This is a genomic window from Actibacterium lipolyticum (assembly GCF_900184935.1).
GTDB lineage: Bacteria > Pseudomonadota > Alphaproteobacteria > Rhodobacterales > Rhodobacteraceae > Actibacterium_A > Actibacterium_A lipolyticum.
In genome coordinates, this window is the sequence record NZ_FXYE01000001.1 from 1,359,592 (window position 1) to 1,380,908 (window position 21,317).

Below are 21,317 nucleotides of genomic sequence, written 5' to 3' on the forward strand. Positions count from 1 at the left end.
TTAGGGAGAGAATGAGATGCATAACTTTGAGTTCGTGAAACCCTCGACAGTGGAAGAGGCGGTTGCGGCGCTGCAAAGCGACGAAGCGCAGCCAATGTCGGGCGGGCAGACGCTTCTGCCAACGATGAAACAGCGCCTTGCGGCACCCGAAAAGCTGGTCAGCTTGACAGGTATCGCGTCAATGCAGGGCGTGTCGGCAGTTGGTGGCGTTTTGACCATCGGCGGCGCAACTACACACGCAACTGTGGCCACCGAAGCAGCGGCGCATTACCCCGGCCTTGCCGGCCTTGCAGCGCATATCGGTGATCCGGCGGTGCGTAACCGTGGCACCATTGGCGGTTCGCTGGCCAACAACGATCCGGCGGCGTGTTACCCGTCGGCCGCGTTGGGGTCTGGCGCGACGATCGTCACCAACGCGCGTGAGATTGCGGCGGATGACTATTTCCAAGGCATGTTCACCACCGCGTTGGAAGAAGGCGAAATCGTCACCGGCGTGCGCTTTCCAATCCCACAGGCGTCGAACTATCAAAAGTTCGAACAGCCCGCGTCGCGCTTTGCGCTGACGGGTGTGTTTGTGGCCAAATACGCGGACGGTGTGCGCGTTGCAGTCACCGGTGCATCCGAAGAAGGTGTGTTCCGCTGGACCGAGGCCGAGGCGGCGCTTTCCGCCAATTTCTCGCCTGACGCGATTGAAGGCCTGTCTGTGTCGGCTGACGGCATGATCGGCGATCTTCACGGCACGCCAGCGTATCGCGCGCACCTGATCAAGGTACTGACCAAGCGCGCGGTTGCTGCTGCAAGCTAAGGTTTTTGAACCGAAAGATATTAGGCCCCTGCAAAAGCGGGGGCCTTTTTCATGTTAGGAAGGTCGTCTTACCATCGAAAGAGACAAGGGTCGCACGCACCGTCTGCGGCACGGCGTTTATCGCGTGTTGAGCTTCCTTGCGCGATAGCAGGCACAGCGCGGTGGACAGGCCATCGGCCAAGGCTGCATCTGGGGCTTGGACGCTGACCGTTGACCACTGGCTTTTTTGCCCAGCGGGGCCGATGATATGCCCGATATCCCCCAGCGACATCGCCGACGGGCTGGAGGTTGCGACGGCTGCGTCGGTTATGCGGTTGGTCGTGATCAGCCCGTGGGCCGGATCTTCGACCCCGATATGCCATTCGCCAATGCATGCGAATTCACCGATGTTGACTAGAACTTCTGTCAGGCCAAGGTCGCGCAGCGCCGCGGCAACGCGATCAGTTGCATAGCCTTGAGCGATGCCATTCAGGGTAAGTGCCTGACCGGGGCCGAGTGTTATGCGACGCGGGGCAATCGCGACGCGGTCCCACCCGATCAACGCTTGGGCAGCGGCGGTATCGCCCCCAGTTGCAAGCGCGCGCCAAAGCGGCTGCACCGTTGGGTCAAACGCGCCATTGGTGGCCTTGTGCAATTCGCCCGCCAGTTTCAAAACTTCACATAGGGGGGGCGAGGGCGACGATAGCGCGCCGGTTTGGTTCAGTGTTGAAATCTCTGACGCGGGGTCGAATAGGCTGAAGGTTTTTTCGACGTCGGCCAATATTGCCTTTGTGGCGCGGATTGCCTGATTGGCCACGGCTTGATCGCCACGAATATTCAGAAACGCCTCTGCGCCCAAAGCGTGGCCTTGCCAGTAAACCGGTTTGGCACAGGCTGGTGTTGCGAGTGCCGCGGCTGAGATCGTTAGAAAACGTCGGCGTGTGATCATTCCGCAGCTACCTGTCTTTCGTTGCGTTTGGCGGCGACAATAAGGGGAACGCACTGCTTTGGGTCGTCATGGATGGTGACGCAGTCAAGGCATTGAAAACATTCATCATACGCAATCTTACCGGTTTTTTCGATGGCACCGTATTTGCAACGGACTTTGCAGAGTTGGCAGGGAGAGCCGCATTCAGCCCGCCGGGCGATCCAGTCACGACCACGCAGCAACCCGCCAAGCGCCATAAACGCGCCCAGCGGGCAAAGATAGCGGCAGAACCCTTTGAACAGCACCATGGAAAGGCCAAGCCAGAACGAGGCATAAAGCACGTAATACCAATCGCGCACGAAGAAGACGGTGATTGCGGTTTTGAACGGCTCAATCTCGGCGGCGGTATCGATGTGATCCGGGGCGATAAAGACGGTGGCGATCAGCCCGGCCAAGACGACGTATTTGATCCGCTTTAGCCGTAGATCCCACCGATCGCTGGGTTCGATTTGAGGCAGCCGAAGGCGCGTTCCCAGATGGTGCATGAATTCTTGCATCGCGCCGAAGGGGCACAGCCAGCCACAGAACAGCCCACGCCCCCAAAGGACGAACCCAATGATGGTGACCGCCCAAAGGATAAGAGAGAAAGGATCATAGATCAGAAAGGCAAAGCTGCCGCCTTCGTATATTGTTCGGATCGTGCCAAGAACTGTGACGATGGACAGCTGGCCTTGCCCCCACCAGCCGACGAAGCCCAGCACAAACGCTAATATCGCCAGCCTGACCGGGGTAAAGCCGGCCAACCCGGCCAGCCAGTTCATGCGGGCCCACAACAGAGCGGTCAGGCCGACAAGAAACACGCATAAGACCACGACATCGTTTTGGCGATTTCGCAGGGCCTCCAGCCACGGTGGCACGGGCTTTACAACGCCGGGGCGGATAAAGAACCGTTCGTCTGTTGTGTGATCGACGGTTATGGTTACGCTGCCTGCTTCGGGTTGAAAGATACCGTGTTCGCGGACGGCCTGAACGCCCAGCTGCCATGGCCGCGCCGGATCGAAACCCAGCCGACGGTCTGTGCGCAGGATCATCGCGATGCCCTGAGGGACGTCATCAGCCAGTTCGACGAACAGGTCCGCATCGCGCAATGCGACGGGCAGGCCGTCTTGTTCGGCCGAAATCCAGTTCGGGGAGGTGTTGCGCACGAAAGAGTCCGATACCAAACCGTGACGTCCGGCCTCTATCAGCAGCAGGGGCTCGTCATCCGTTGAAATGGTAAGGAAGTCCTGCAGTTCGGCAAATGTGCCCGGTGAAAGTGCTGCACGTGCGATTGAACGTGGGCCAACGTCGACGATCCACAAATCCAGATAGGCCCCATCAGGGTCATCTTGCGCGACTGGGTCGTCATCTGCCCAAAGGGTTCCGGCAAAGGCGGCGTCGATCTCGGCGTTGGTGACGGTCTTGCGCTTTGCGATGCCCTGATCAACCAGATCGGCCCATGTCAGGTCTTCGCCGTAATCGGGGTTGGGGTATGCGGGCGGTGTGGTGGCGATGCCCTGCATTTTCTCGCGCGCGACGGCTAAGGTCGCGGCCATCACGGATTCATGGGCAATGCGCACGCTTGCCGTCGCTTTGGTCACGCCGTCCAGATAGACCAACGATGACCCTTCGCTGCCGCCCCCATAAGGCGTGCCCACGACGATTGAGGATGAAATCGACAGGCCGCGATATTGTTCGAAAAATTTGTGGAACGGAGCCTCGCCCAAGCCCGAAACAAAGATCGGTTCGTTATGCGCGATCAGGCGCACGTCCATGAAACGCCCTTCTAGATCAAGAAGCACCAACACGTTAATCGCCGCGCCTGAAAACCCGGGCAGGGGGGCAAGGGGTTCTGTTTCAAAGACATAGCCCGCTTCGGCTCCGCCGGAATTCAGAAGGCTCCAGACGCCGTTGTCGTTCAACTTCTCGCCCAAGGAAAACGGCGGCATGATGTATCCGGCAAGCGTGTCTTTGTTCATCTGTTCGGCCATTGCGTTGGTGGAAAACACCAACGCAAGGCAAAGGAATATCGTGCGAAGCCAAGCTGTCATTCACGAACAGTAAGTTCAGCCGAGGTGCCGCAATATAGGACGAAGGTATTAGCTTTTGCCGTATTGCGTTGACACTTGCGTGAAGCTGGGGTGCTGTTCACTGTGATGGAGGACCCTCAGAAAAATACCTTTTCCGGCCTTGTCGGCTTTACCTCGATCGGTGGGCTTATCCTGCTGTGGATCGTTGGCGCCTATCTGACGGCTGACGCCAGCATTCTTCCCTATCCCTGGACAGTGTTAGAGGTGATGGGAAAAGAGGCGCGGTCGGGCGAATTGCTGCGCCACAGTCTGGCCACGCTGGCCCGTGTTGCAGCGGCGTTTTGTATTGCCATGGGGCTTGGCACAGCGCTTGGCCTTTTGCTGGGCCGTTTCCCGAAATTAGACATGTGGGCCAATCCGTGGGTCGTGGTGTTTCTGAACGTGCCTGCGCTTGTCGTAATTGTGCTGTGCTATCTTTGGATCGGCCTGAACGAAGTTGCCGCCATCGTCGCCGTTTCGGTTAACAAAACTGCGATGGTTTTGGTCACGGTGCGCGAAGGCGCGCAGAATATGAACCGCGCGATTTCCGAAATGGCCCAGGTTTACCGGATGACCCGCTGGCAAAGGTTGCGCCATATCGTGTTGCCGCAACTGGCCCCATTCCTGTCGGCCAGCGCGCGCAACGGGTTGGCTGTGATTTGGAAGATCGTTCTGGTGGTCGAGTTTCTGGGGCGCAGCAACGGGATTGGGTTTCAGATTCACCTGTATTTTCAGCTTTTCGACACAGCGCATGTCTTGGCATACGCAATGACCTTTGTCGCTGTGATGGGGGTTATTGAATACGCCTTGCTGAAGCCCGCCGAAACGCGCGCTTTGAAATGGCGGCGTGCATAGCGTGTGATCCGCGCGGCGTTTGAGACTTCGGCCGCGCGGATGATTTGACTGTTATTCGTCCATCAACGCTTGGCGATCTTGAAGGCCAGATACAGCCCCAGACTGATGGCAAACAGCGCTGCGACCGAAATTTCGGCACCGTGCGGGTGCAGGTGCGGCCCCCCATGGGCCAGCGCGGGGGATGCCAAAAGGGTGGCGGCGATTACGGCGGGCAGGCGGGTCATTTTTCAATCTCCTGTTTGCGTTGATAAAGGAAGTCGCGGATATCCAGCGTCGATTTTTCATCCATCGAGACATAGATCAGCGACATGTTGGTGCGCTCGCGAACCATCTCTCCGGGGAAGGGCAGATAGCTAAGCTCGCGTGATCCGAACGAGGGCGAGGCCGTACCGACCTGCCAATCGGTTTTCAGCTCTACATCGATCAGTTTCAGCGCCTTTGCGCCATCCTTGGCAGGGCGTTCAAACGGGACCCCGGCAAGTTTCAGATAGCTCGTCTTATCACTTGCCTGAATGAAGCCGTCGATGAACTGGGTCGCCAGCACCTGAAGGTCCGCCGCATCGTCGTGGTGGTGCATGTGGCTGTGCAGGTGGTCGCCATGGGCGTGGTTATGCCCTTCGCCGTGATGATGGTGGTGGTCGTGTGGGTGATCATGTGGCATTGGACCACCGCTTTCCGCTGAATTCGCCGTGTGGGATCGAAACTGGCTTATCGATAAACTTCTTGTGCGCGCCCAGTTTGCCGTTGGACACCAGCGCGCCCAACACATCCACGATCACGCGGGTGCCCATCAACGCCGTAATGTCGGACGTGTCATAGGGCGGCGAAACCTCTACCAGCTCCATCCCACAGATACCTTCGGCCGCGATGCCAGAGGCAAGCGCCAAAGCCTCGCGCGGAAGGAAGCCGCCGGGTTCAGGCCAGCCGGTACCGGGGACAAAGCCGCAATCGATACTGTCGATGTCGAAGGACATATAGACCATGTCAACCCCATCCCACGCCATTTCCAGCGCCATTTCGATGGTCTTATCGACGCCCATCTTTTCCATATCGCCCATGGTGATGATGTTGGTTTCACGCTCGCGCGCAACCTTCACCGCCTCGCGCGGGACCTGCCAGCCACCGATGCCGATTTGGACAAGGTTCTTGGCTGGCACGTTGGGAAGGTTGGTGGAATGGAACCACGGGGTGGTATGCATCCGTTCATCCAGATCCTTTTCCTGAATGTCGGCGTGGCGGTCGAAATGCACGATGCCGATTTTCTTTGATGTGCATTGTGCGATGCCACGCACGCATGGGAACCCGATGGAATGATCGCCGCCAATCATGATCGGCAGAGAGCCAGAGGAGAATACATGGCTGACCGCTCGGCTGATCTGGTCAAAGCTCTTTTCGATATTGGCCGGGATGGTGAACACATCGCCCGCGTCGCACAGCGTCATCTGTTCGCGCAGGTCCACGCCGATTTCATAGTTATAGGGCGTGTAGAGGGCGGAGATTTTGCGCAGCCCTTGCGGGCCAAACCGCGTGCCGGGGCGGTAGGTCGTGCCGCCATCAAAGGGGATGCCCAGAACGGTGGCATCATAGTCTGCGACCTCCAACACATCTTCGGCATAGGGGGCTTTCAGGAAGGTGTTGATGCCCGCGAAATGCGGAAGCTCTCCACGCGCGAAGGTGGGGATCGATTTATCCTCGATGCTTTCGGCACCCGTCAGGCCCATACGCAGGGCCCAACGGCGTTCTTCGTCCCAGCGGCCTTCGGGCAGGTCGGCCTCTTTCTGCATGGCGCGCCAGCCTGCGAGCTTTGTCAGGTCTGGGTGGTGGCCGCGCTTTTCGCGGTTTGCCTGCTGTGCCAGTTGGTCAACCGGGTGGTGCGAGCGTGAGCGCCCGCGAGGTTCGTTAAACATCCTCTGCCTCCTTCAGATGTTGAAACGGGATGCCGCCATCGCGGGCATCAAAATCGTAGGTGATTGTCGCGCCATAGGCGCCGGGGTCGTGCGGGTCCCAACGGGGCTTGTCGAAGACCAGAACTCGGTCGCCCAGCTTGAACCCTTCTTCTAGGTCGTGGGTGACCATGAAGACGGTCATGCCGGTTTCGGCTTTCAGCTCCATCAGGAATTCGTGCATCGCGATCCGGGTGCCGGGGTCCAGCGCGCCGAAAGGTTCATCCAGCAACAACACCCGTGGTTTCGCGGCCATGGCTTGGCCGATGGCAAGGCGTTGTTGCATCCCGCCCGACAGGCTTGCCGGGTATTGGTCGGCGACGTGGTTCAGCCCGATCCGGGCCAGCATTGCATCGGCGCGTTCCAGCCCCGCGCGCCGGGCGGCACCCCGCAGGCGGCCCCAGCGCGTGGCGAAACCTTCGCCCGCCAGAATGTTGTTGCGGACTGTCAGATGCGGAAAGACCGAATAGCGCTGGAACACCACGCCGCGTTCGCGGTTCGGTTCAGACGCGGGTTCACCACCATCGATACGGATTTCACCACGCACCGGGGTTTCTTCGGCCAGCAGCATCCGCAGGAAGGTGGATTTGCCACAGCCCGACGCCCCGACGATAGAGATGAATTCGCCCTCATCGACCTCGACGTTCACACGTTCAAGGATCGAACGGTCGCCGTAGGATTGCCAGACATCGGTGACGGAAACAAAGCTCATAGCCCGGCCTCCATCCATGGGAATGATTTGCGTGACAGGGTCTTCAACGCCCAGTCGATCAGGAATGCCAGCAGGGTAATCCAGATGACGTAGGTTAGGATCACGTCCATCGCCAAATACCGGCGGACCAGGAAAATGCGATAGCCAAGGCCAACGTCTGAGGCGACAGCCTCGGCCGCGATCAGAAACAGCCATGCAGAGCCGAGAGAGAGCCGGATGTTGGAGATCAACCGGGGCAGGATTTGTGGCAAGGCGACGCGCAAGGCGATGACCCCGCTGGATGCGCCCAAAGTTTGCGCCTTGACGATTTGTTCATGCGGGATGTCCAGCACGCGCTGCGCCAGATCGCGGGTCATGATGGGTGTGATGCCGATGACGATCAGCACCACCTTGGACAGTTCCCCAAGGCCGAAGACGATGAACAGGATCGGCAGCAGGGCCAGCGGCGGTACCATCGACAGCACGGCCACAAAACCCGCGAATGTCTTGCGGGCATAGGGGAACAACCCAATCAACATCCCCAACGAAAGAGAGATGGCCGCCGCAATGCCGACCCCGCCCAACAACCGTGTCAGCGAGGCCCAGGTATCTTTCCACAGCAGGATATCACCGGTGCGTCGGTCCCCTTGGGTGAACAGGCGAACAGCCGTATCCCAAATGGTCGAAGGGGCGGGCAGCAGTTTGTCCTGTGGGTTCACGCTTAGCCGCATTTCGGATCCGACCGCATAGGCGATCACAACCAAAACAAACGGCAGCGCGGCAAGAAACACGCCCGTCGAACGATCAGGTTTTCGATTGATATGCCGCATGAACGCCCCCGCGAAAGCGTGGGCACGGCAAACGCCGCGCCCGTTTGCCGTTACAGCGCGCCGTCAGCGGCCATCTGCATATAGGTGGCGTCAAAGCGGAATTTGACGTTGCCAGCATCACCCGAGGTTGACCCATCAGGGTAGGCGATGCCGACGAAATCAGCACTTGGCGCGCCTTCGCCCAAGATGCCTTTGTCGAACAGGAATTCGGCGACAGAGGTCATCGTTGCAGGCAATTCGCCAGATGCGGCTTGGGCCACGGCGGCGGCAGGGTCAAAGAACATCTCGGTCGCTGCAAGCTGCGCTTTGTATCCGTCAAGGTCGGTGCCCGATGCTTCGGCCATTGCCGTCAACGCGGCCTCGTCACCGGCCGCCATAAGCGACATTACCTCGTACCATGCGCCAACCACGGCTTTTCCGAAGGCCGGATTGTCGGCCAGCGTTTCGGTGTTCACCACCATCAGGTCAAGGATTTCACCGGGTATCATAGAGCTGTCAAAGACGTTGGTCGCGTCTGGGTTTGACCCAAGGATTTCCGACACCAACGGGTTCCATGTCACCACGGCCTCTACATCGCCAGACGCATAGGCCGCGATCATATCCGCGTCGGATGTGTTGATGACGCCGTCCAGATCACCTTCGGACAGGTCGACAGTATCCAAACCGCGCGCAAGCAGATAGTGAGACACCGACAGTTCGACCAAGTTCACCGGCTTGCCATTCAGATCGGCCAGCGTGCCTTCGCCCTTGAGGATAACGGCGTCGTTGCCGTTGGAGTAATCGCCGATGATCAGCGCGGTCGTGTCAACGCCGCCCCCGGACGGGATCGAAAGCGTGTCCATATTCGTGGCCGACACCCCATCAAACGCGCCGGCTGTGTATTGGTTGATGGATTCCACATAGTCGTTGATTTGCACGATATCGACAGTGATGCCGTATTTGTCGGCCCACTTGTCCATGATGCCGCTGTCTTCCAAATACCCCCACGGCATCCAGCCGACATAGATGGACCACGCAAGTTTGAAGTCTGTCTTTTCCTCGGCCATGGCAGGTGTAAGGGCCGAGGCAAGAACGCCCAGCGAGAGCGCCGAAGCGGTAAGAAGCTTTGATTTAGTCATGACTTTCCCCGTTCAAGCGTCCCGCCGATTTTTGGTCGTGGTTTACGCCCCGCTGGCGGAACAAAGAGAAAAGGCGCGGGCAAAACCTGCGCAGTAATCTCCCGGGATTTTGGCCCGCCGTGTGCCCGCGCGGAATTTGCCACGTGGGTGAAGCTTCTTGGACCAGACCTGCCGCATGGGGCAGCGGAACCCTAAGCTTCCTGCGCCTTTGATTGGACTTTCGGAACGGTCTTTGCGTCAACAGGGCCGTCTTGGTTGGTGCGGGGCGGGCGGTGAATGGCTAAAAAATACGCACGAATTCGCGAAGTTGCCTAAGATGAGATCAACCAAGCGGTAAAAACAGGGGCCGAGTTAGCCTACTTCGCGTGTTGAAACGGCGAACAGTGTGTCGCCCTGAACCGGCGGCGTGCCGCGATACATGCGGGCGGTTTCAAAGCTGGGGGTGAACCCGTGTTCGGTCAGGCGCTGCGCGAATTCGGGCTGGTTGGACGGCAAGTCAATGCTTGCCCGATCAACACCAACGGCCCGCCCGGCGGCTGACATCAGGGCACAGGCCGCATCGACGTTGTCCGCGATGATGGGCCCGATTTTGCAGCCATCGTGACACTGCCGCGCAGTGGCGAAACCTTTGATTTCGCCACTGACCTCATACACCACGGTTTTGCGGGTGGGCGTGCCCATGATCCAGCCAGACAAGAAGCTGGGCCGTAAGTATCCGTTGGCGATGCCGTCCAACTGCGCGATGGTCGCAATATCGTTGCTCAGATCAATGTCACGCACGCTGTCGATGTTGGTTTCGGGCAGGGGGCCATCAAAGCGCGTCGTTGTGCCGGTTCTAACAAAACCGGACCGGGCATAGTTGCTTTGCTGTTCAGCCACGCCATCCAATCCGATGCAGCGGTCCCCAGCGTGGGCAATGGCATGTTGCCAAAGGTCGTACCCAATGCCCTTGCCGCGATGCGCGGGCAAACACAGGTAAAGACCCAGAAACGACATTTCATCATTGTGGTTCACAACCGAAATACCGGCGACCATTTCTCCGTTCTCTTTGGCCACAAAGAACCCTTCGCCATCGGCCCCTAGAAACGCGGCGGCATCGTCCAGCCCGGGGTTCCATCCTTCGGCGGCGGCCCATTTAAGCATCGTCTCAACATCGGTGAAGGTCGCGGTGTGGAACGTCACGGTCATTTGCGAAGCGCCTCGTGCAGGGAAGATGGGACCGATTTTCGCGATCTAAGGTCAAGTGATGTGACCAGATCAAGCAGGTGGCTTTTCATCAGCTCTTCGGCCAAGTCCCCGTCGCGATCGCGGAACGCCTCTATCAGGGCATGGTGGGCATGGCTTTCGCACAGCGCCGCGCGACGTTGCCAATAAAGCGCGATGATCAGCGAGGAGCGAGAGATCAACTGATTGATCAGATCGGCAATGGTTTTCTGATCGGCGATCCGCGCGATTTCGATGTGGAATAGGCCGGAAAGATACAAGGCACGCCCGCTTTCGCCATCGTCAATCGCCGCGTGTTCAGCATCTATATGTGCCTGCAACGCGGTGATGTCTGCCTCTGTCATGCGTTCAGCTGCGGATCGGGCGGTACGTGGTTCAAGAAGTGCGCGGGCCTCAAACACCTCACGGGCTTCGGCCACCGTTGGCTGGGCGACAAACGCGCCGCGGTTGCGTTTCAGTTCGATAAGGCGGTTGTGGGCAAGGCTTTGCAGGGCCGCCCGCACGATTGTGCGGCTGACGCGGTAAACATCTGCCAGTTCATCTTCGCCCAGTTTCATGCCGGGGGGCAGGCGATGTTCATGGATCGCTTGTTCCAACGCCGCAGCAACCGTTTCGGCCGTACCTGTTTTTACCTGCATCTTATTCATCACCAACTCCTGCCGTTGATTCTGCTTTGGCCGGACGGGATCGGCAAGTCGTGGGCTTCGTTAATGATAAGTGATCAGATTGTATACAATATTGTGGCTAAAATTGCGCACAGCATTGCTGCGGACGCACAAACTTCGGGCAATCTGTGAAAATGGCAGGGGGAAAGCATCAAAACACTGCCCTTAACGGGAAATTCTAATCGAACCTGAATGCAGCAAGCACATGGGGTGGGAATGCGAACAGGTTACGATCTTGAATTGGTTCACCTTACCAAACGCTACGGGGACACCGTGGCGGTGCGGGATTTGAACTATGTGTTTAGCGCGGGCAGCTATGTCTGCCTTTTGGGGCCGTCGGGATGCGGGAAATCGTCAACCCTGCGGATGATTGCCGGGCACGAAAGCGTTTCGGACGGGTCCATTGTCTTGGACGGTCAGGATGTGTCGTACCTGCCACCGGCGAAACGCGGCACAGCGATGATGTTCCAAAGTTATGCGCTGTTTCCGCATCTGACAGTGCGCGACAACGTTGGCTTTTCGCTTCGCATGAAAGGGGTCGATAAGCCAACGCGCGACGCCAAAGCGAACGAGTTGCTAGAGCTGGTGGATATGGGCGAATACGCCGACCGTCTGCCAGCGCAGCTTTCCGGTGGGCAACAGCAGCGCGTCGCCTTGGCGCGTGCGCTGATCACGGAACCCAAGGTTTTGTTGCTGGATGAGCCGCTTTCGGCGCTGGACCCGTTCCTGCGTGTTCGCATGCGGTCAGAGTTGAAGCGCCTTCAGCGTGAACTTGGAATTACCTTCATCCATGTCACCCACGGCCAAGACGAAGCTTTGGCTTTGGCTGATCAGATGGTGGTGATGAACAACGCCGTGATCGAACAAGCCGGCCCCGCGCGCGAGGTGTTCAATGCCCCCCGAACCGAATTTGTGGCCCGCTTTATGGGGGGGCACAACGTCATCTCGTTCAATGGGGCCAAGGTTGCGTTGCGAGCGGATGAGGTACGCCTTGGGGCCACAGGTTTGGCGGCCACGGTTGCAGGCGTTGAATATCAGGGCGCGCATGTGGCCCTGACGGCCATGACAGAGGCGGGGGAAGAAGTGCTGGCACTGGTCCCCGAAGCCAAGTTTTTCAATTCACCAAAAAATCCGGGTGACGCGGTCAACCTTGCCTGGGACGAGGGGCGGTTGCACCGCCTCCAAGCTTAATCAACCACGAACAATAGGGAATATTACAATGTCCAAAATGCGTTACAGCCGCCGTGCGATCCTGAAAGGCGGCGCAGCAGCCGCAGCGGCATCCACACTGTCTGCCCCAATGATTTGGGCGCAGGAAATCAAAGATATCACACTACGCCAGTTCGGCACCGGGGTTTCGAACCTGAACGAGGTCGCCGCAAAGGTTAAGGAAGACCTTGGCTTTTCGCTGGAAATGACTGCGCTGGATTCCGACAGCGTAACCCAACGCGCGGCAACACAGCCTGACAGTTTTGACATCGCCGATATCGAATACTGGATCTGTAAAAAGGTCTGGCCGACCGGCAACTTGCAGGCGATGGATACCAGCAAGATCAAGAACTATGACAAGATCGTTGGCATCTTCCGTTCCGGCAAACTGACACCTGAAAGTGAGATCGCACAGGGCACCGCGCCACACAGCGTTGGTTTCGTTGATGGGCCGGGCGCCACCAAGTTTGCCTCTGAAGAGACCGGTTGGATGACCCTGATCCCAACCATCTATAACGCCGATACGCTGGGCATCCGTCCCGACTTGATCGGTCGTCCGATCAACAACTGGTCCGAACTGCTGAACCCCGAATTCAAGGGCAAGGCGTCGATCCTTGATATTTCGTCGATCGGGATCATGGATATGGCGATGGTCTGTGAATCCATGGGCGAAATTCAGTATGCCGACAAAGGCAACATGACCAAGGAAGAGATCGACGCGACCTTCGCGATCTTTACCGAAGCAAAGAAAAACGGCCAGTTCCGCGCCTTCTGGAAGTCATTCGATGAAAGCGTGAACCTTATGGCCTCGGGCGAGGTGGTCATTCAGTCGATGTGGTCGCCTGCGATTACGGCCGTAAAATCGCGCGGAATTCCATGCGTCTATCAACCGCTGGAAGAAGGCTATCGCAGCTGGGGTGGGGGCATTGGTCTGTCGAAATCCCTGTCGGGGATGGAGCTGGACGCGGCCTATGAATACATCAACTGGTATCTGGACGGCTGGGTCGGCGGGTTCCTGATGCGTCAGGGTTATTATTCGGCTGTGCCTGAAACCTCCAAAAACTACATGTCAGAGAACGAGTGGGGCTATTGGTTCGAGGGCAAAGAGGCCAGCGACGAAATCACTAACCCATTCGGCGACGTTTTGGCCAAGGCAGGCGAAACCCGTGATGGCGGTTCGTTCTATGACCGGATGGGCGCGGTTGCCTGTTGGAACGCTGTCATGGACGAAAACCAATACATGGTTCGCAAATGGAACGAGTTCATCGCTGCGTGATGACCTGAGTTGTGGGGGCAAACGCCCCCACAGCACCTTTTTCCAGAAAAGAGCAAAAATGCCCCGATCCCTGATTGCCTGGCTTCAAGTTACGCCCTTGTCACTGATCCTTATGGGGTTCTTGGTGGCCCCGATCATCATGATCGTAATCGTCAGTTTTTGGGGTGCGACCGAATTTTCGATCTATCCGGCATTTCAGTTCGATAACTATGAGTTTTTGTTCGGCTCGCCAGTCACTTACAAGGTGTTCTTGGCCACGTTCAAATACGCGCTGATCACCTGGGCCTTTACCTTGGTTATCGGTTTTACGGTGGCCTATTTCCTTGCCTTTCACATTCGAAGTCAGCCGATCCAAATCGCGCTTTTCCTGTTGTGTACGATCCCATTTTGGACATCGAACATCATCCGCATGATTTCGTGGATCCCGTTTCTGGGGCGCAACGGAATTGCCAACCAAACCCTAATTTCGTGGGGTGTGATTGATGCGCCGCTGGATTGGCTGCTGTATTCAGATTTCTCGGTTATCCTTGCGTTTGTCCATCTTTACACGCTGTTCATGGTTGTCCCGATCTTCAACACGATGATGCGGATCGACAAATCCCTGCTAGAGGCCGCGCGCGACGGTGGGGCCAGCGGGTTTCAAACACTGCGCCACGTGATCATTCCGCTGACAAAACCCGGCATCATGATCGGCACGATCTTCGTGGTTACACTGGTGATGGGCGATTTCATCACCGTGCGCTTTATGTCGGGGTCGCAAAAGGCGAACGTCGGTCGGTTGATTTCCAACGACATCGCACTGCTGCAATACCCGTCGGCCGCCGCCACCGCTGTTGTTCTGCTGTGCACCGTGCTGATCGTTATCGCGATCCTGATGCGGTTCGTGAACATTCGAAAGGAGCTTTAAGATGGAAAGCCGCCCACGCTCTTTCTATGTCCTTGCCGCGTTTTTCTGCCTGTTCCTGCTGTTCCTTTACGGCCCGACGCTGACCATCGGCATCCTGTCTTTCCAAGGCCCGCAAGGGGGGCTGACCTTTCCGATGAACGGGGTTTCCCTGCACTGGTTCCGCGATTTGTTCGAGGTTCAGGCCGTCGGCGACATCTGGGGCTCTTTCCGCCGTTCTTTCGTGCTGGGGCTTATGGTGATGGTCACGACTGTGCTGATTTCGGTCATGGCGGGGCTGGCATTTCGCAAACGGTTCGCCGGTTCGGGCATTCTGTTTTACCTTGCGATCACATCGCTGGTCATTCCGTCGATCCTGATTTCTTTGGGGGTGGGCCTGATTTTCAACCAGTTGGGGCTAAAGGTACACTGGGCGACATCCGGTTTCGGCAGTCAGCTAACGTGGACCTTACCCTTCGGCCTTTTGATCATGTTCGCCGTCTTCAACCGCTTTGACAAAAGCTATGAAGAGGCCGCCCGCGACCAAGGCGCAACCGCGTGGCAAACGATCCGGTTTGTGGTGCTGCCGATAATCGCGCCGTCGCTGATCGGCGTGGCGCTGTTCGGCTTTACGCTGTCATATGATGAATTTGCCCGCACGCTTTTGACGGCGGGGTCGTACAACACCTTGCCACTCGAAATTTTCGGGATGACGACCAATGTCACGACGCCAGTGATCTATGCGCTTGGGACGCTGACAACGTTGTTTTCACTGTTGATCATCGCGGTGTTCCTTTTGACGGTCTGGGCGTTGTCCAAGCGGCGGGCGCGGTTCGGCTCTGACGCAGGGAAGGGCGTTTGATGCGGATTCTTTTCATGAACCCGAACGCCACCCAAGCAATGACAGACAGCATCCTCGGCGTGGCGCGCGCGGCAAGCCCATCGGGCGTTGAGGTTGAGGGGTGGACGAACCTTGACGGTCCGCCCGCGATTGAAGGGCCAGCAGACGGGGACGCGGCCGTTGTTGGGTTGCTGGCTGGGCTTTCATCTGCGCAAGCGCAGCGCGCGGATGCGGTCGTGATTGCGTGTTTTGACGATACCGGGCTGGAACAGATGCGGGACAAGGCGGATTGTCCGGTCATTGGGATCGGGCAAGCATCATATGCGATGGCCGGTTTGTTGGGGCATCGCTTTTCGGTCGTGACGTCGCTGCCCGTATCTATCCCTGTGATCAAAGAGAATATCTTGGCGCTGGGTCATGCCAGTCGCTGCGCGTCGGTCCGGGCAAGCGGCTTGCCGGTGTTAACCATCGAAGAGGGGGGCGAGCAAACCCGCGCCCGTCTTGCGGATGAGGTTTCGCAAGCGCATCAGGCGGACGGGGCGACGGCGGTGATTCTAGGCTGTGCCGGAATGGCCGCGCTATACGATGACCTGAAGTCGCGTGCAGATGTTGTGCTGATCGAAGGGATAAGAGCATCCGTTTGCCTCAGCACATCAATGCTGAACTATCAGGCATCGTGATCTAATTTTCAAAGCTAGGCTTTAAGAAACCAACTCCGCCTGTCGGGGCTTGGTTTTACGCTGCCAAATCTGTCTGAGGTCAGCGCTTATGGGTCCATTTAGGGCAATTTGCTAAGGGAGGGTTTCTGGCTCGTCGTCACCACCGAGGAGTGGACGATGAGAAAGACAACGAAGAGCCTTGGCGAAAAGGTCGTCAGTGAGGTGCCCCTAGATTTGTAGACGCCTTGCCCCCTAACTGTGAGGCGAGGAGGCTGACATGGGGACAAGCAATTACAGCGACGCGTTCAAGCGGGACGCGGTGCATCAGATTCCGGTGCGGGGTTATCCTGTTCGGGAGGTATCCCGGCGTTTGGGCGTCAGCACGCATTCTCTTTACAAATGGATGAAGCTGTTCGGGGATCCGGAGCCAAAGCCTGGCGTGGATCATGAACCCGAGAACCGACGGTTAAAGCGCGAGTTGGCCCGCGTGACTTAGGAGCGCGATATCTTAAAATAAGGAGGATTAGGAAAGGCCCCGGTGGGGCGTTTCCCCGACGAACGCAACGGTGTACTTTGCGCGAGGGTCCCAATGAAGTACGCCTTGATCCACTGCCCGGCAGTTGATTGCGAAGCAATCGACGAGAGGGAGGGCACATCGCGAGGAGTTCAGCATCCGGGGCATGTGCCGGGTGCTGCGGGTCCATTTCTCCGGCTTCTATGCATGGCTTAAGGAGCCGTTAAGCCAGCGTGCGCAGGAAGATGTGCGCCAGACGGAGTTGATCCGGCAGGCCTGGGCCGACAGCGGCAAGGTGGATGGCTATCGCAAGCTGACCGACGATCTGCGTGACCAGGGTGAACGGATTTCCGAGAACCGGGTGGCGCGGCTGGCTGGGATCGCCGCACAGGTTGGTTACAAGCGCAGACCTGGCGCTATGGTGGCAAGCCAGCGATGGTTGCCGAGAACAGGCTGGAGCAACAATTCCAGGCATCCGCGCCCGAGCAGGTTTGGGTCATTGATATCACCTACATCAAGACCCATGAGGGCTGGCTGTACCTATGCGTCGTCATCGACCTGTTCTCACGCCGCTTAGTCGGTTGGTCTGTGCAATCGCGTATGACCACTGATCTAGCTTTGCAGGCCTTGCTGATGGCCGTCTGGCGACGAAAACCCGGCAGTCGCGTCACAGTACACTCCGACCAAGGTTCGCAATTCACCAGTCGTGAATGGCAGCTGTTCCTGCGCCAACACAATCTGGCACCCAGCATGAGCCGGCGAGGCAACTGCCATGACAACGCGGTCGCTGAAAGCTTCTTCCAACTGCTGAAACGGGAAAGGGGCAGGCGACGAACATACCCGACACGCGACGATGCAAGACGGGACATGTTCGAATACATCGAGCTGTTCTACAACCCAAAGCGCAAGCACACGAACAACGGCATGCTGTCGCCCGTTGACTTCGAAACCAGACAGCACAAACTGAAAAAGGCAGGTGTCTAGGAAACTAGGGGCACCTCATAGTTCTTCATTTAAGCTGCGCAATGTTCTTTTACCAAGTCTGCAATCGATGAGGAACGTATCCCTTGAAGCGCGAAACGCGCTATGCCACTCGAAGCCCCTATAGATACATCAGACATCACTTCTACAAAGTCCCATCCGGTGAGCATCTCATACAACACTTCCGGCTCGGTCCTAACAACCCGCATTTGCCAGGTTCCGGCATCTTCGGTGCTTTCCCTCGCCAAGGCTATTGCCGTAGCTGCATTGCCAATCCTAGAAGTTTCTCCTGGGCTGCGACTCGGGATATGGAAACTCAAGCCCAGTGCGCCCGATGACAGCGGCTCGGCCTCAGGCATGCCAAAATCATAAACCGCAGCCGCACGATCAACACGAAAGAAATTAACATCTGCAGGAGTGAACGAGACTCTCGGCATGGTGTTCTCTTGGCAAATGAAACGCAGCGTAGAGTCTTCCCGATAGAATGACAGCGCGAGGGCCGGTTCGCCATCCCATGTGGTAAGCCTCGCATCAATCACAGTGCCCGCCGCCGCAAGATAGTCTTCATACCGGTTTTGTTTCTCCTGTCGGCACATCTCAGATACCCGTTCCGCAACCGCTTGCGCAGGATCCGAACGGAAATCGACCAAAAATTTCTCCGATCCCGGAAGATCCAGTATCTCGAAGACATCAACGCTCGACTTGATTTTGTAGAGGTTTCGCATTCCTTCGAACGGAAGGCTGACTTTCGTCCAGAATGTGTATTGGGCCCCTAGACGACTGGCAAACGCCTCGTAAGTTTTGCCTCCGACCCGAAACCGGAAACGCAGAAGTGTGTCGTCGACTTGATTGAGCGCAAAGAACCTCTCCGTGCGCAGGTAAGCTGAAAACGGAGGCTCAGTTAGTCGATTTTCCTCACGGTCGTTGTCGGCGTAGTTCTCAGTGCGAAAACCAAGATCGCAGGTGAGCATAATATACGGCCCGTTTTCATCAGCAACAATGATATAGGCCCTACCATAGGAATCACCTATCTCGAACGACGCAGCTGCTTCTGTTCTTCCGCTAGCCGCGAAGGTAAGACAAGCAACCAACCCGATCACAAAACTCAAAATTCTTTGTATAGTTCCTACCATGTTTGGTTCCAATCATTTTTAAAGCAATAGTCGGGCAAGACGATCACCACAGAAATTGTAGAGAAGGGTAGATTAGTAACGGTCTCGCTCGACCCTACTTGCATCTTGATCCCGTCGTACGAGAGGTTCTCGACGACTGTGATGCCGTCAGAAACACCGTCTGTGCCTGAATAAGTCAGATGAAATGCGAAGTTTCCTGGATACTTCACGTTCTCGGCACAGTCTCGAGAGCCGCCGAGTGCTGGTGGGGCAACTTGTCCGCAAGTGCCGTCTATCACCAACTTGAACCCGACCTCGATCTCTACTGTCACATGATCGCCCTTGCAGGCAGGGTCAAAAGTGATGACGCCATCTGATATGGACACCACACGTCCCTGATAAGTGCTGCCAGCTAAGTGAACGCTATCGGCTGAAGCACTCAAGGTGGTCATCGGAAGAATGTGGCTCAGAATGAGCACTCGACGTGCGCATCTCGTAAGATGCCGGAATGACAATGTAGTATGTATCAACGGTAAGTTGCTCCGCTGCAAACGGCGGTTCACGGAAAACAATAACTTGCTCTTGCGAACGGAACAACACAAGCATCTTCTGCCCGTCTGCCACAAGGCTAGCGACCCAGCTATCTGCCTCTGAATCACCAGTTCGCAAACACTCCAACCTCCTGAGTGCCGTGCTATCCGTAAACATATCGCGGACCGCGGCAGCTTGGGCTGTACTCGATATCCGGGCGTCTACAAACAGCACGATTAATGGCAGGGCGACGAGAAACGGGCCGGTTTTTGGAACCCTCATCTTGAGGACTTGGAAAGAGAACGGGGCTAGAGAGAACAACGCGAGTGCAAAAAGTAAGACGAACGCAAAGAGAAGAACGAGATCGTAGCGTAATACGTCCAGGCCTCGGATTAGGTAGTGGTCTGTTGTAATATCCAGAAACTGGAGTTGCACTCCGAAGCTACCATAGTACTCTGACAGGAATACGCTTCCGCAAAATGCGGTATAGGCAATGATGCCCGATATCACAGCGAGATAGGCGGATAGGTTCATCGTATCGCTCGCACTATGGACGTGTTAGGGTTCTACCTAACGTGGCAGTATTTTGCACCAAAGATCGCCCAGCGGTACGACGGACATAAACCTCTTGTCAGAACCTATGCGTCAAAACGGTCCTTTTCGCCAGCGACAAAACCCATGGGTTCTGGCACCCTCTCTTAGTTCGGGCAGCCATCTGCTCCAGAACCCCTGACGACGGGCAAACAGCAGGCGTTCGTTTCAGTGTAAAAAATCAAAAGTGCCTTCGGCGGTAGCTGACTTTCGACTGGATAAGATAGCATCCCATCCATAGAAACGTTGGTGAGACCCGCCACAGATTTACTACCACTATGGCGGATCGAAGCTACATAGGCGCTACAAACAAAGGAACAAGTTGAAGTATTCATAGGTATTTGGGTTTGCCCGCGTTGAAGCATATTCTGCACGTGTTTTTCCGCCAGTCTGACAGATACGGGTGGCTTCCGCCTGAGCTGCTGGGAGTGAAGTTTCTCTGCTTTGGAATGAAGAGGTGACGATTGTGACGCTATCGCCGTTGTAGTCAGATACAATTGGTGGGACATCACAAGCGGCAAGTGCGAACAAACCGACAAAAATCATTCCTGTTTTTTTCATTTTTCAACTTTCTTCTTTGAATTTTATTTTGGCCAACTGTTTCAGTTTAGATGGGAAAAAGTATCGTTCGTCAATACTTTAGCTCGCCGCCGCAACCGAAAGCCAAGGGTGCATCGGCGAACGCTTCGATACTCGTTGCCTTTTAGGCGTGTTCGCGACTTACTGGCCGAACGCGGGATTGGTCTGGCCGCTCGGTACTCATTCCAGCCGTTGGCGGCGGTAGCGACCGTTGTTGGTTCAGTTTTGTCCGCCGATGTTCGCTGAGCAGGACTTTTCTGCCGTTTGCCTAATGTCGGCTTTGGGAATCAAATAGCGAAAGCGCCCTCTCGCGCATCGTCGGGAAGGCGCGGAACTGATCGAGCGGGTGCAGCGGCGCGCGCTGAACGTTCTCGGCGAGGCTGTCCTCCTCGGCTAGCCCGTCAGTGCGCACGATGCAGGGGACCAGCGCGGTCTTGTTCATGCGCTTTTGCTTGACGAGCAGTTCCAGCGCCCGGAGCCGCCGCTCGCCGGCGGGGATCGTGTACATGCCGGTCTCGGCACCGCTCTCATCCAGCACGGGCCGTGCGGTGATGGAGCTGAGCAGCGTCCGCCGCGCGATGTCCTCCGCCAGTTCCTCGATCGACACACCCGCCTTGACGTGGCGCACGTTCGACTGGCTGAGCGTCAGCTTGTTGAAGGGGATGTCGCGCGATGCGCTGAGGGTGATCTTTTGTTGCTTGGTCATCGGGATATCTCCGCGACAGGCCAGCCGGGAGCCTCTCTCCCGACCTCCAAACCCGTCAAGGAAGACCCGGCACACCTCTCACTCTATAGGGTCATGTGCAGCAATCAGCGGCATCTCATAAACGACCGTTGGCAAGACAATACAGGAGTTGGAGAAGGCTTCGCAATCTGATACCCTTTCCGGCGAAGCAATTTGAAAACCTACGTGTATCTACTCTGGACCGATCTAATGAACATACGGGAGTAATCAATTCGTGTCGCGGTCTTTTGCATCCTTGACCATTCTACTC

21 protein-coding genes, 2 pseudogenes and 1 riboswitch are annotated in these 21,317 nt (G+C 56.9%); of the genes and pseudogenes, 8 read left to right on the forward strand and 15 right to left on the reverse strand.

The window, feature by feature from the left end:
- Positions 1–16: 16 nt before the first annotated feature.
- Positions 17–805, forward strand: coding sequence for an FAD binding domain-containing protein (locus COL8621_RS06770; RefSeq protein WP_093966505.1), 789 nt, complete (start codon positions 17–19; stop codon positions 803–805).
- Positions 806–854: 49 nt separating this feature from the next.
- Here COL8621_RS06770 and COL8621_RS06775 read toward each other — a convergent pair whose 3' ends face one another.
- On the reverse strand, positions 855–1,733 hold the full coding sequence (locus COL8621_RS06775) for an FAD:protein FMN transferase (RefSeq protein WP_093966506.1): 879 nt from the start codon (positions 1,731–1,733) through the stop codon (positions 855–857).
- Positions 1,730–3,802: a 4Fe-4S binding protein gene (locus COL8621_RS06780; RefSeq protein ID WP_093966507.1), complete on the reverse strand. Its 2,073-nt coding sequence runs from the start codon at positions 3,800–3,802 to the stop codon at positions 1,730–1,732. The genes COL8621_RS06775 and COL8621_RS06780 overlap by 4 nt, the downstream gene beginning before the upstream one ends.
- A 75-nt stretch (positions 3,803–3,877) precedes the next feature.
- Between COL8621_RS06780 and COL8621_RS06785 the strand changes: the two genes are divergently transcribed.
- Positions 3,878–4,675, forward strand: coding sequence for an ABC transporter permease (locus COL8621_RS06785; protein ID WP_306345713.1), 798 nt, complete (start codon positions 3,878–3,880; stop codon positions 4,673–4,675).
- A 62-nt stretch (positions 4,676–4,737) separates the two neighbouring features.
- Here the strand turns inward: COL8621_RS06785 and COL8621_RS19005 are convergent, their stop codons facing one another.
- The 8 genes from COL8621_RS19005 to COL8621_RS06820 all read right to left on the reverse strand — a co-directional run bounded on the left by COL8621_RS19005 (position 4,738) and on the right by COL8621_RS06820 (position 11,128).
- Entirely contained in the window at positions 4,738–4,899 is a 162-nt protein-coding gene (locus COL8621_RS19005) for a peptidase M23 (protein WP_141137850.1), read from the reverse strand.
- The gene (locus COL8621_RS06790) at positions 4,896–5,336 is read right to left on the reverse strand and encodes a hypothetical protein (RefSeq protein WP_093966508.1); all 441 of its coding nucleotides are present in this window, start codon (positions 5,334–5,336) and stop codon (positions 4,896–4,898) included. Before COL8621_RS06790 ends, COL8621_RS19005 begins: the two co-directional genes overlap by 4 nt.
- Positions 5,326–6,582 (reverse strand): agmatinase family protein, encoded by a 1,257-nt coding sequence (locus COL8621_RS06795; protein ID WP_176438443.1) that lies wholly within the window; start codon positions 6,580–6,582, stop codon positions 5,326–5,328. Before COL8621_RS06795 ends, COL8621_RS06790 begins: the two co-directional genes overlap by 11 nt.
- A complete protein-coding gene (locus COL8621_RS06800) occupies positions 6,575–7,330 on the reverse strand; it encodes an ABC transporter ATP-binding protein (RefSeq protein ID WP_093966509.1) in 756 nt (251 codons plus the stop codon). Before COL8621_RS06800 ends, COL8621_RS06795 begins: the two co-directional genes overlap by 8 nt.
- Entirely contained in the window at positions 7,327–8,139 is an 813-nt protein-coding gene (locus tag COL8621_RS06805) for an ABC transporter permease (RefSeq protein WP_093966510.1), read from the reverse strand. The genes COL8621_RS06800 and COL8621_RS06805 overlap by 4 nt, the downstream gene beginning before the upstream one ends.
- 50 nt (positions 8,140–8,189) lie before the next feature.
- Entirely contained in the window at positions 8,190–9,257 is a 1,068-nt protein-coding gene (locus tag COL8621_RS06810) for a putative urea ABC transporter substrate-binding protein (RefSeq protein ID WP_093966511.1), read from the reverse strand.
- A 96-nt stretch (positions 9,258–9,353) separates the two neighbouring features.
- Positions 9,354–9,463, reverse strand: a riboswitch (guanidine-I (ykkC/yxkD leader).
- Between the two features lie 145 nt (positions 9,464–9,608).
- The gene (locus tag COL8621_RS06815) at positions 9,609–10,445 is read right to left on the reverse strand and encodes a GNAT family N-acetyltransferase (protein WP_093966512.1); all 837 of its coding nucleotides are present in this window, start codon (positions 10,443–10,445) and stop codon (positions 9,609–9,611) included.
- Positions 10,442–11,128, reverse strand: coding sequence for a GntR family transcriptional regulator (locus tag COL8621_RS06820; protein ID WP_093966513.1), 687 nt, complete (start codon positions 11,126–11,128; stop codon positions 10,442–10,444). Before COL8621_RS06820 ends, COL8621_RS06815 begins: the two co-directional genes overlap by 4 nt.
- A 234-nt stretch (positions 11,129–11,362) precedes the next feature.
- Here COL8621_RS06820 and COL8621_RS06825 point away from each other — a divergent pair, with 234 nt between their 5' ends.
- The 6 genes and pseudogenes from COL8621_RS06825 to COL8621_RS06850 all read left to right on the forward strand — a co-directional run bounded on the left by COL8621_RS06825 (position 11,363) and on the right by COL8621_RS06850 (position 17,512).
- Positions 11,363–12,337 carry an ABC transporter ATP-binding protein gene (locus COL8621_RS06825; protein WP_093966961.1) on the forward strand — a complete coding sequence of 325 codons (975 nt, stop codon included), beginning with the start codon at positions 11,363–11,365 and terminating at the stop codon, positions 12,335–12,337.
- A 28-nt stretch (positions 12,338–12,365) separates the two neighbouring features.
- Positions 12,366–13,631, forward strand: a complete 1,266-nt coding sequence (locus COL8621_RS06830; protein WP_176438444.1) for an ABC transporter substrate-binding protein — start codon at positions 12,366–12,368, stop codon at positions 13,629–13,631.
- A gap of 58 nt (positions 13,632–13,689) precedes the next feature.
- Entirely contained in the window at positions 13,690–14,538 is an 849-nt protein-coding gene (locus COL8621_RS06835) for an ABC transporter permease (protein ID WP_093966514.1), read from the forward strand.
- 1 nt (position 14,539) lies between these two features.
- Positions 14,540–15,376: an ABC transporter permease gene (locus COL8621_RS06840; protein ID WP_093966515.1), complete on the forward strand. Its 837-nt coding sequence runs from the start codon at positions 14,540–14,542 to the stop codon at positions 15,374–15,376.
- The gene (locus tag COL8621_RS06845; protein ID WP_093966516.1) at positions 15,376–16,035 is read left to right on the forward strand and encodes an aspartate/glutamate racemase family protein; all 660 of its coding nucleotides are present in this window, start codon (positions 15,376–15,378) and stop codon (positions 16,033–16,035) included. The genes COL8621_RS06840 and COL8621_RS06845 overlap by 1 nt, the downstream gene beginning before the upstream one ends.
- 256 nt (positions 16,036–16,291) lie before the next feature.
- Positions 16,292–17,512, forward strand: a pseudogene (locus tag COL8621_RS06850) (IS3 family transposase).
- 29 nt (positions 17,513–17,541) lie between these two features.
- Here COL8621_RS06850 and COL8621_RS06855 read toward each other — a convergent pair.
- From COL8621_RS06855 to COL8621_RS06875, 5 genes and pseudogenes are all read right to left on the reverse strand, one after another.
- Positions 17,542–18,642 carry a hypothetical protein gene (locus COL8621_RS06855; RefSeq protein WP_093966517.1) on the reverse strand — a complete coding sequence of 367 codons (1,101 nt, stop codon included), beginning with the start codon at positions 18,640–18,642 and terminating at the stop codon, positions 17,542–17,544.
- Positions 18,636–19,073: a hypothetical protein gene (locus COL8621_RS06860; RefSeq protein WP_093966518.1), complete on the reverse strand. Its 438-nt coding sequence runs from the start codon at positions 19,071–19,073 to the stop codon at positions 18,636–18,638. The genes COL8621_RS06855 and COL8621_RS06860 overlap by 7 nt, the downstream gene beginning before the upstream one ends.
- Complete coding sequence (locus tag COL8621_RS06865; RefSeq protein WP_093966519.1) at positions 19,045–19,686, reverse strand: hypothetical protein; 642 nt, start codon at positions 19,684–19,686, stop codon at positions 19,045–19,047. Before COL8621_RS06865 ends, COL8621_RS06860 begins: the two co-directional genes overlap by 29 nt.
- A gap of 360 nt (positions 19,687–20,046) precedes the next feature.
- Positions 20,047–20,304, reverse strand: coding sequence for a hypothetical protein (locus tag COL8621_RS06870; RefSeq protein WP_235823758.1), 258 nt, complete (start codon positions 20,302–20,304; stop codon positions 20,047–20,049).
- A 313-nt stretch (positions 20,305–20,617) separates the two neighbouring features.
- A pseudogene (locus tag COL8621_RS06875) lies at positions 20,618–21,028 on the reverse strand (ParB/RepB/Spo0J family partition protein); the annotation flags it as partial.
- Positions 21,029–21,317 lie beyond the last annotated feature (289 nt).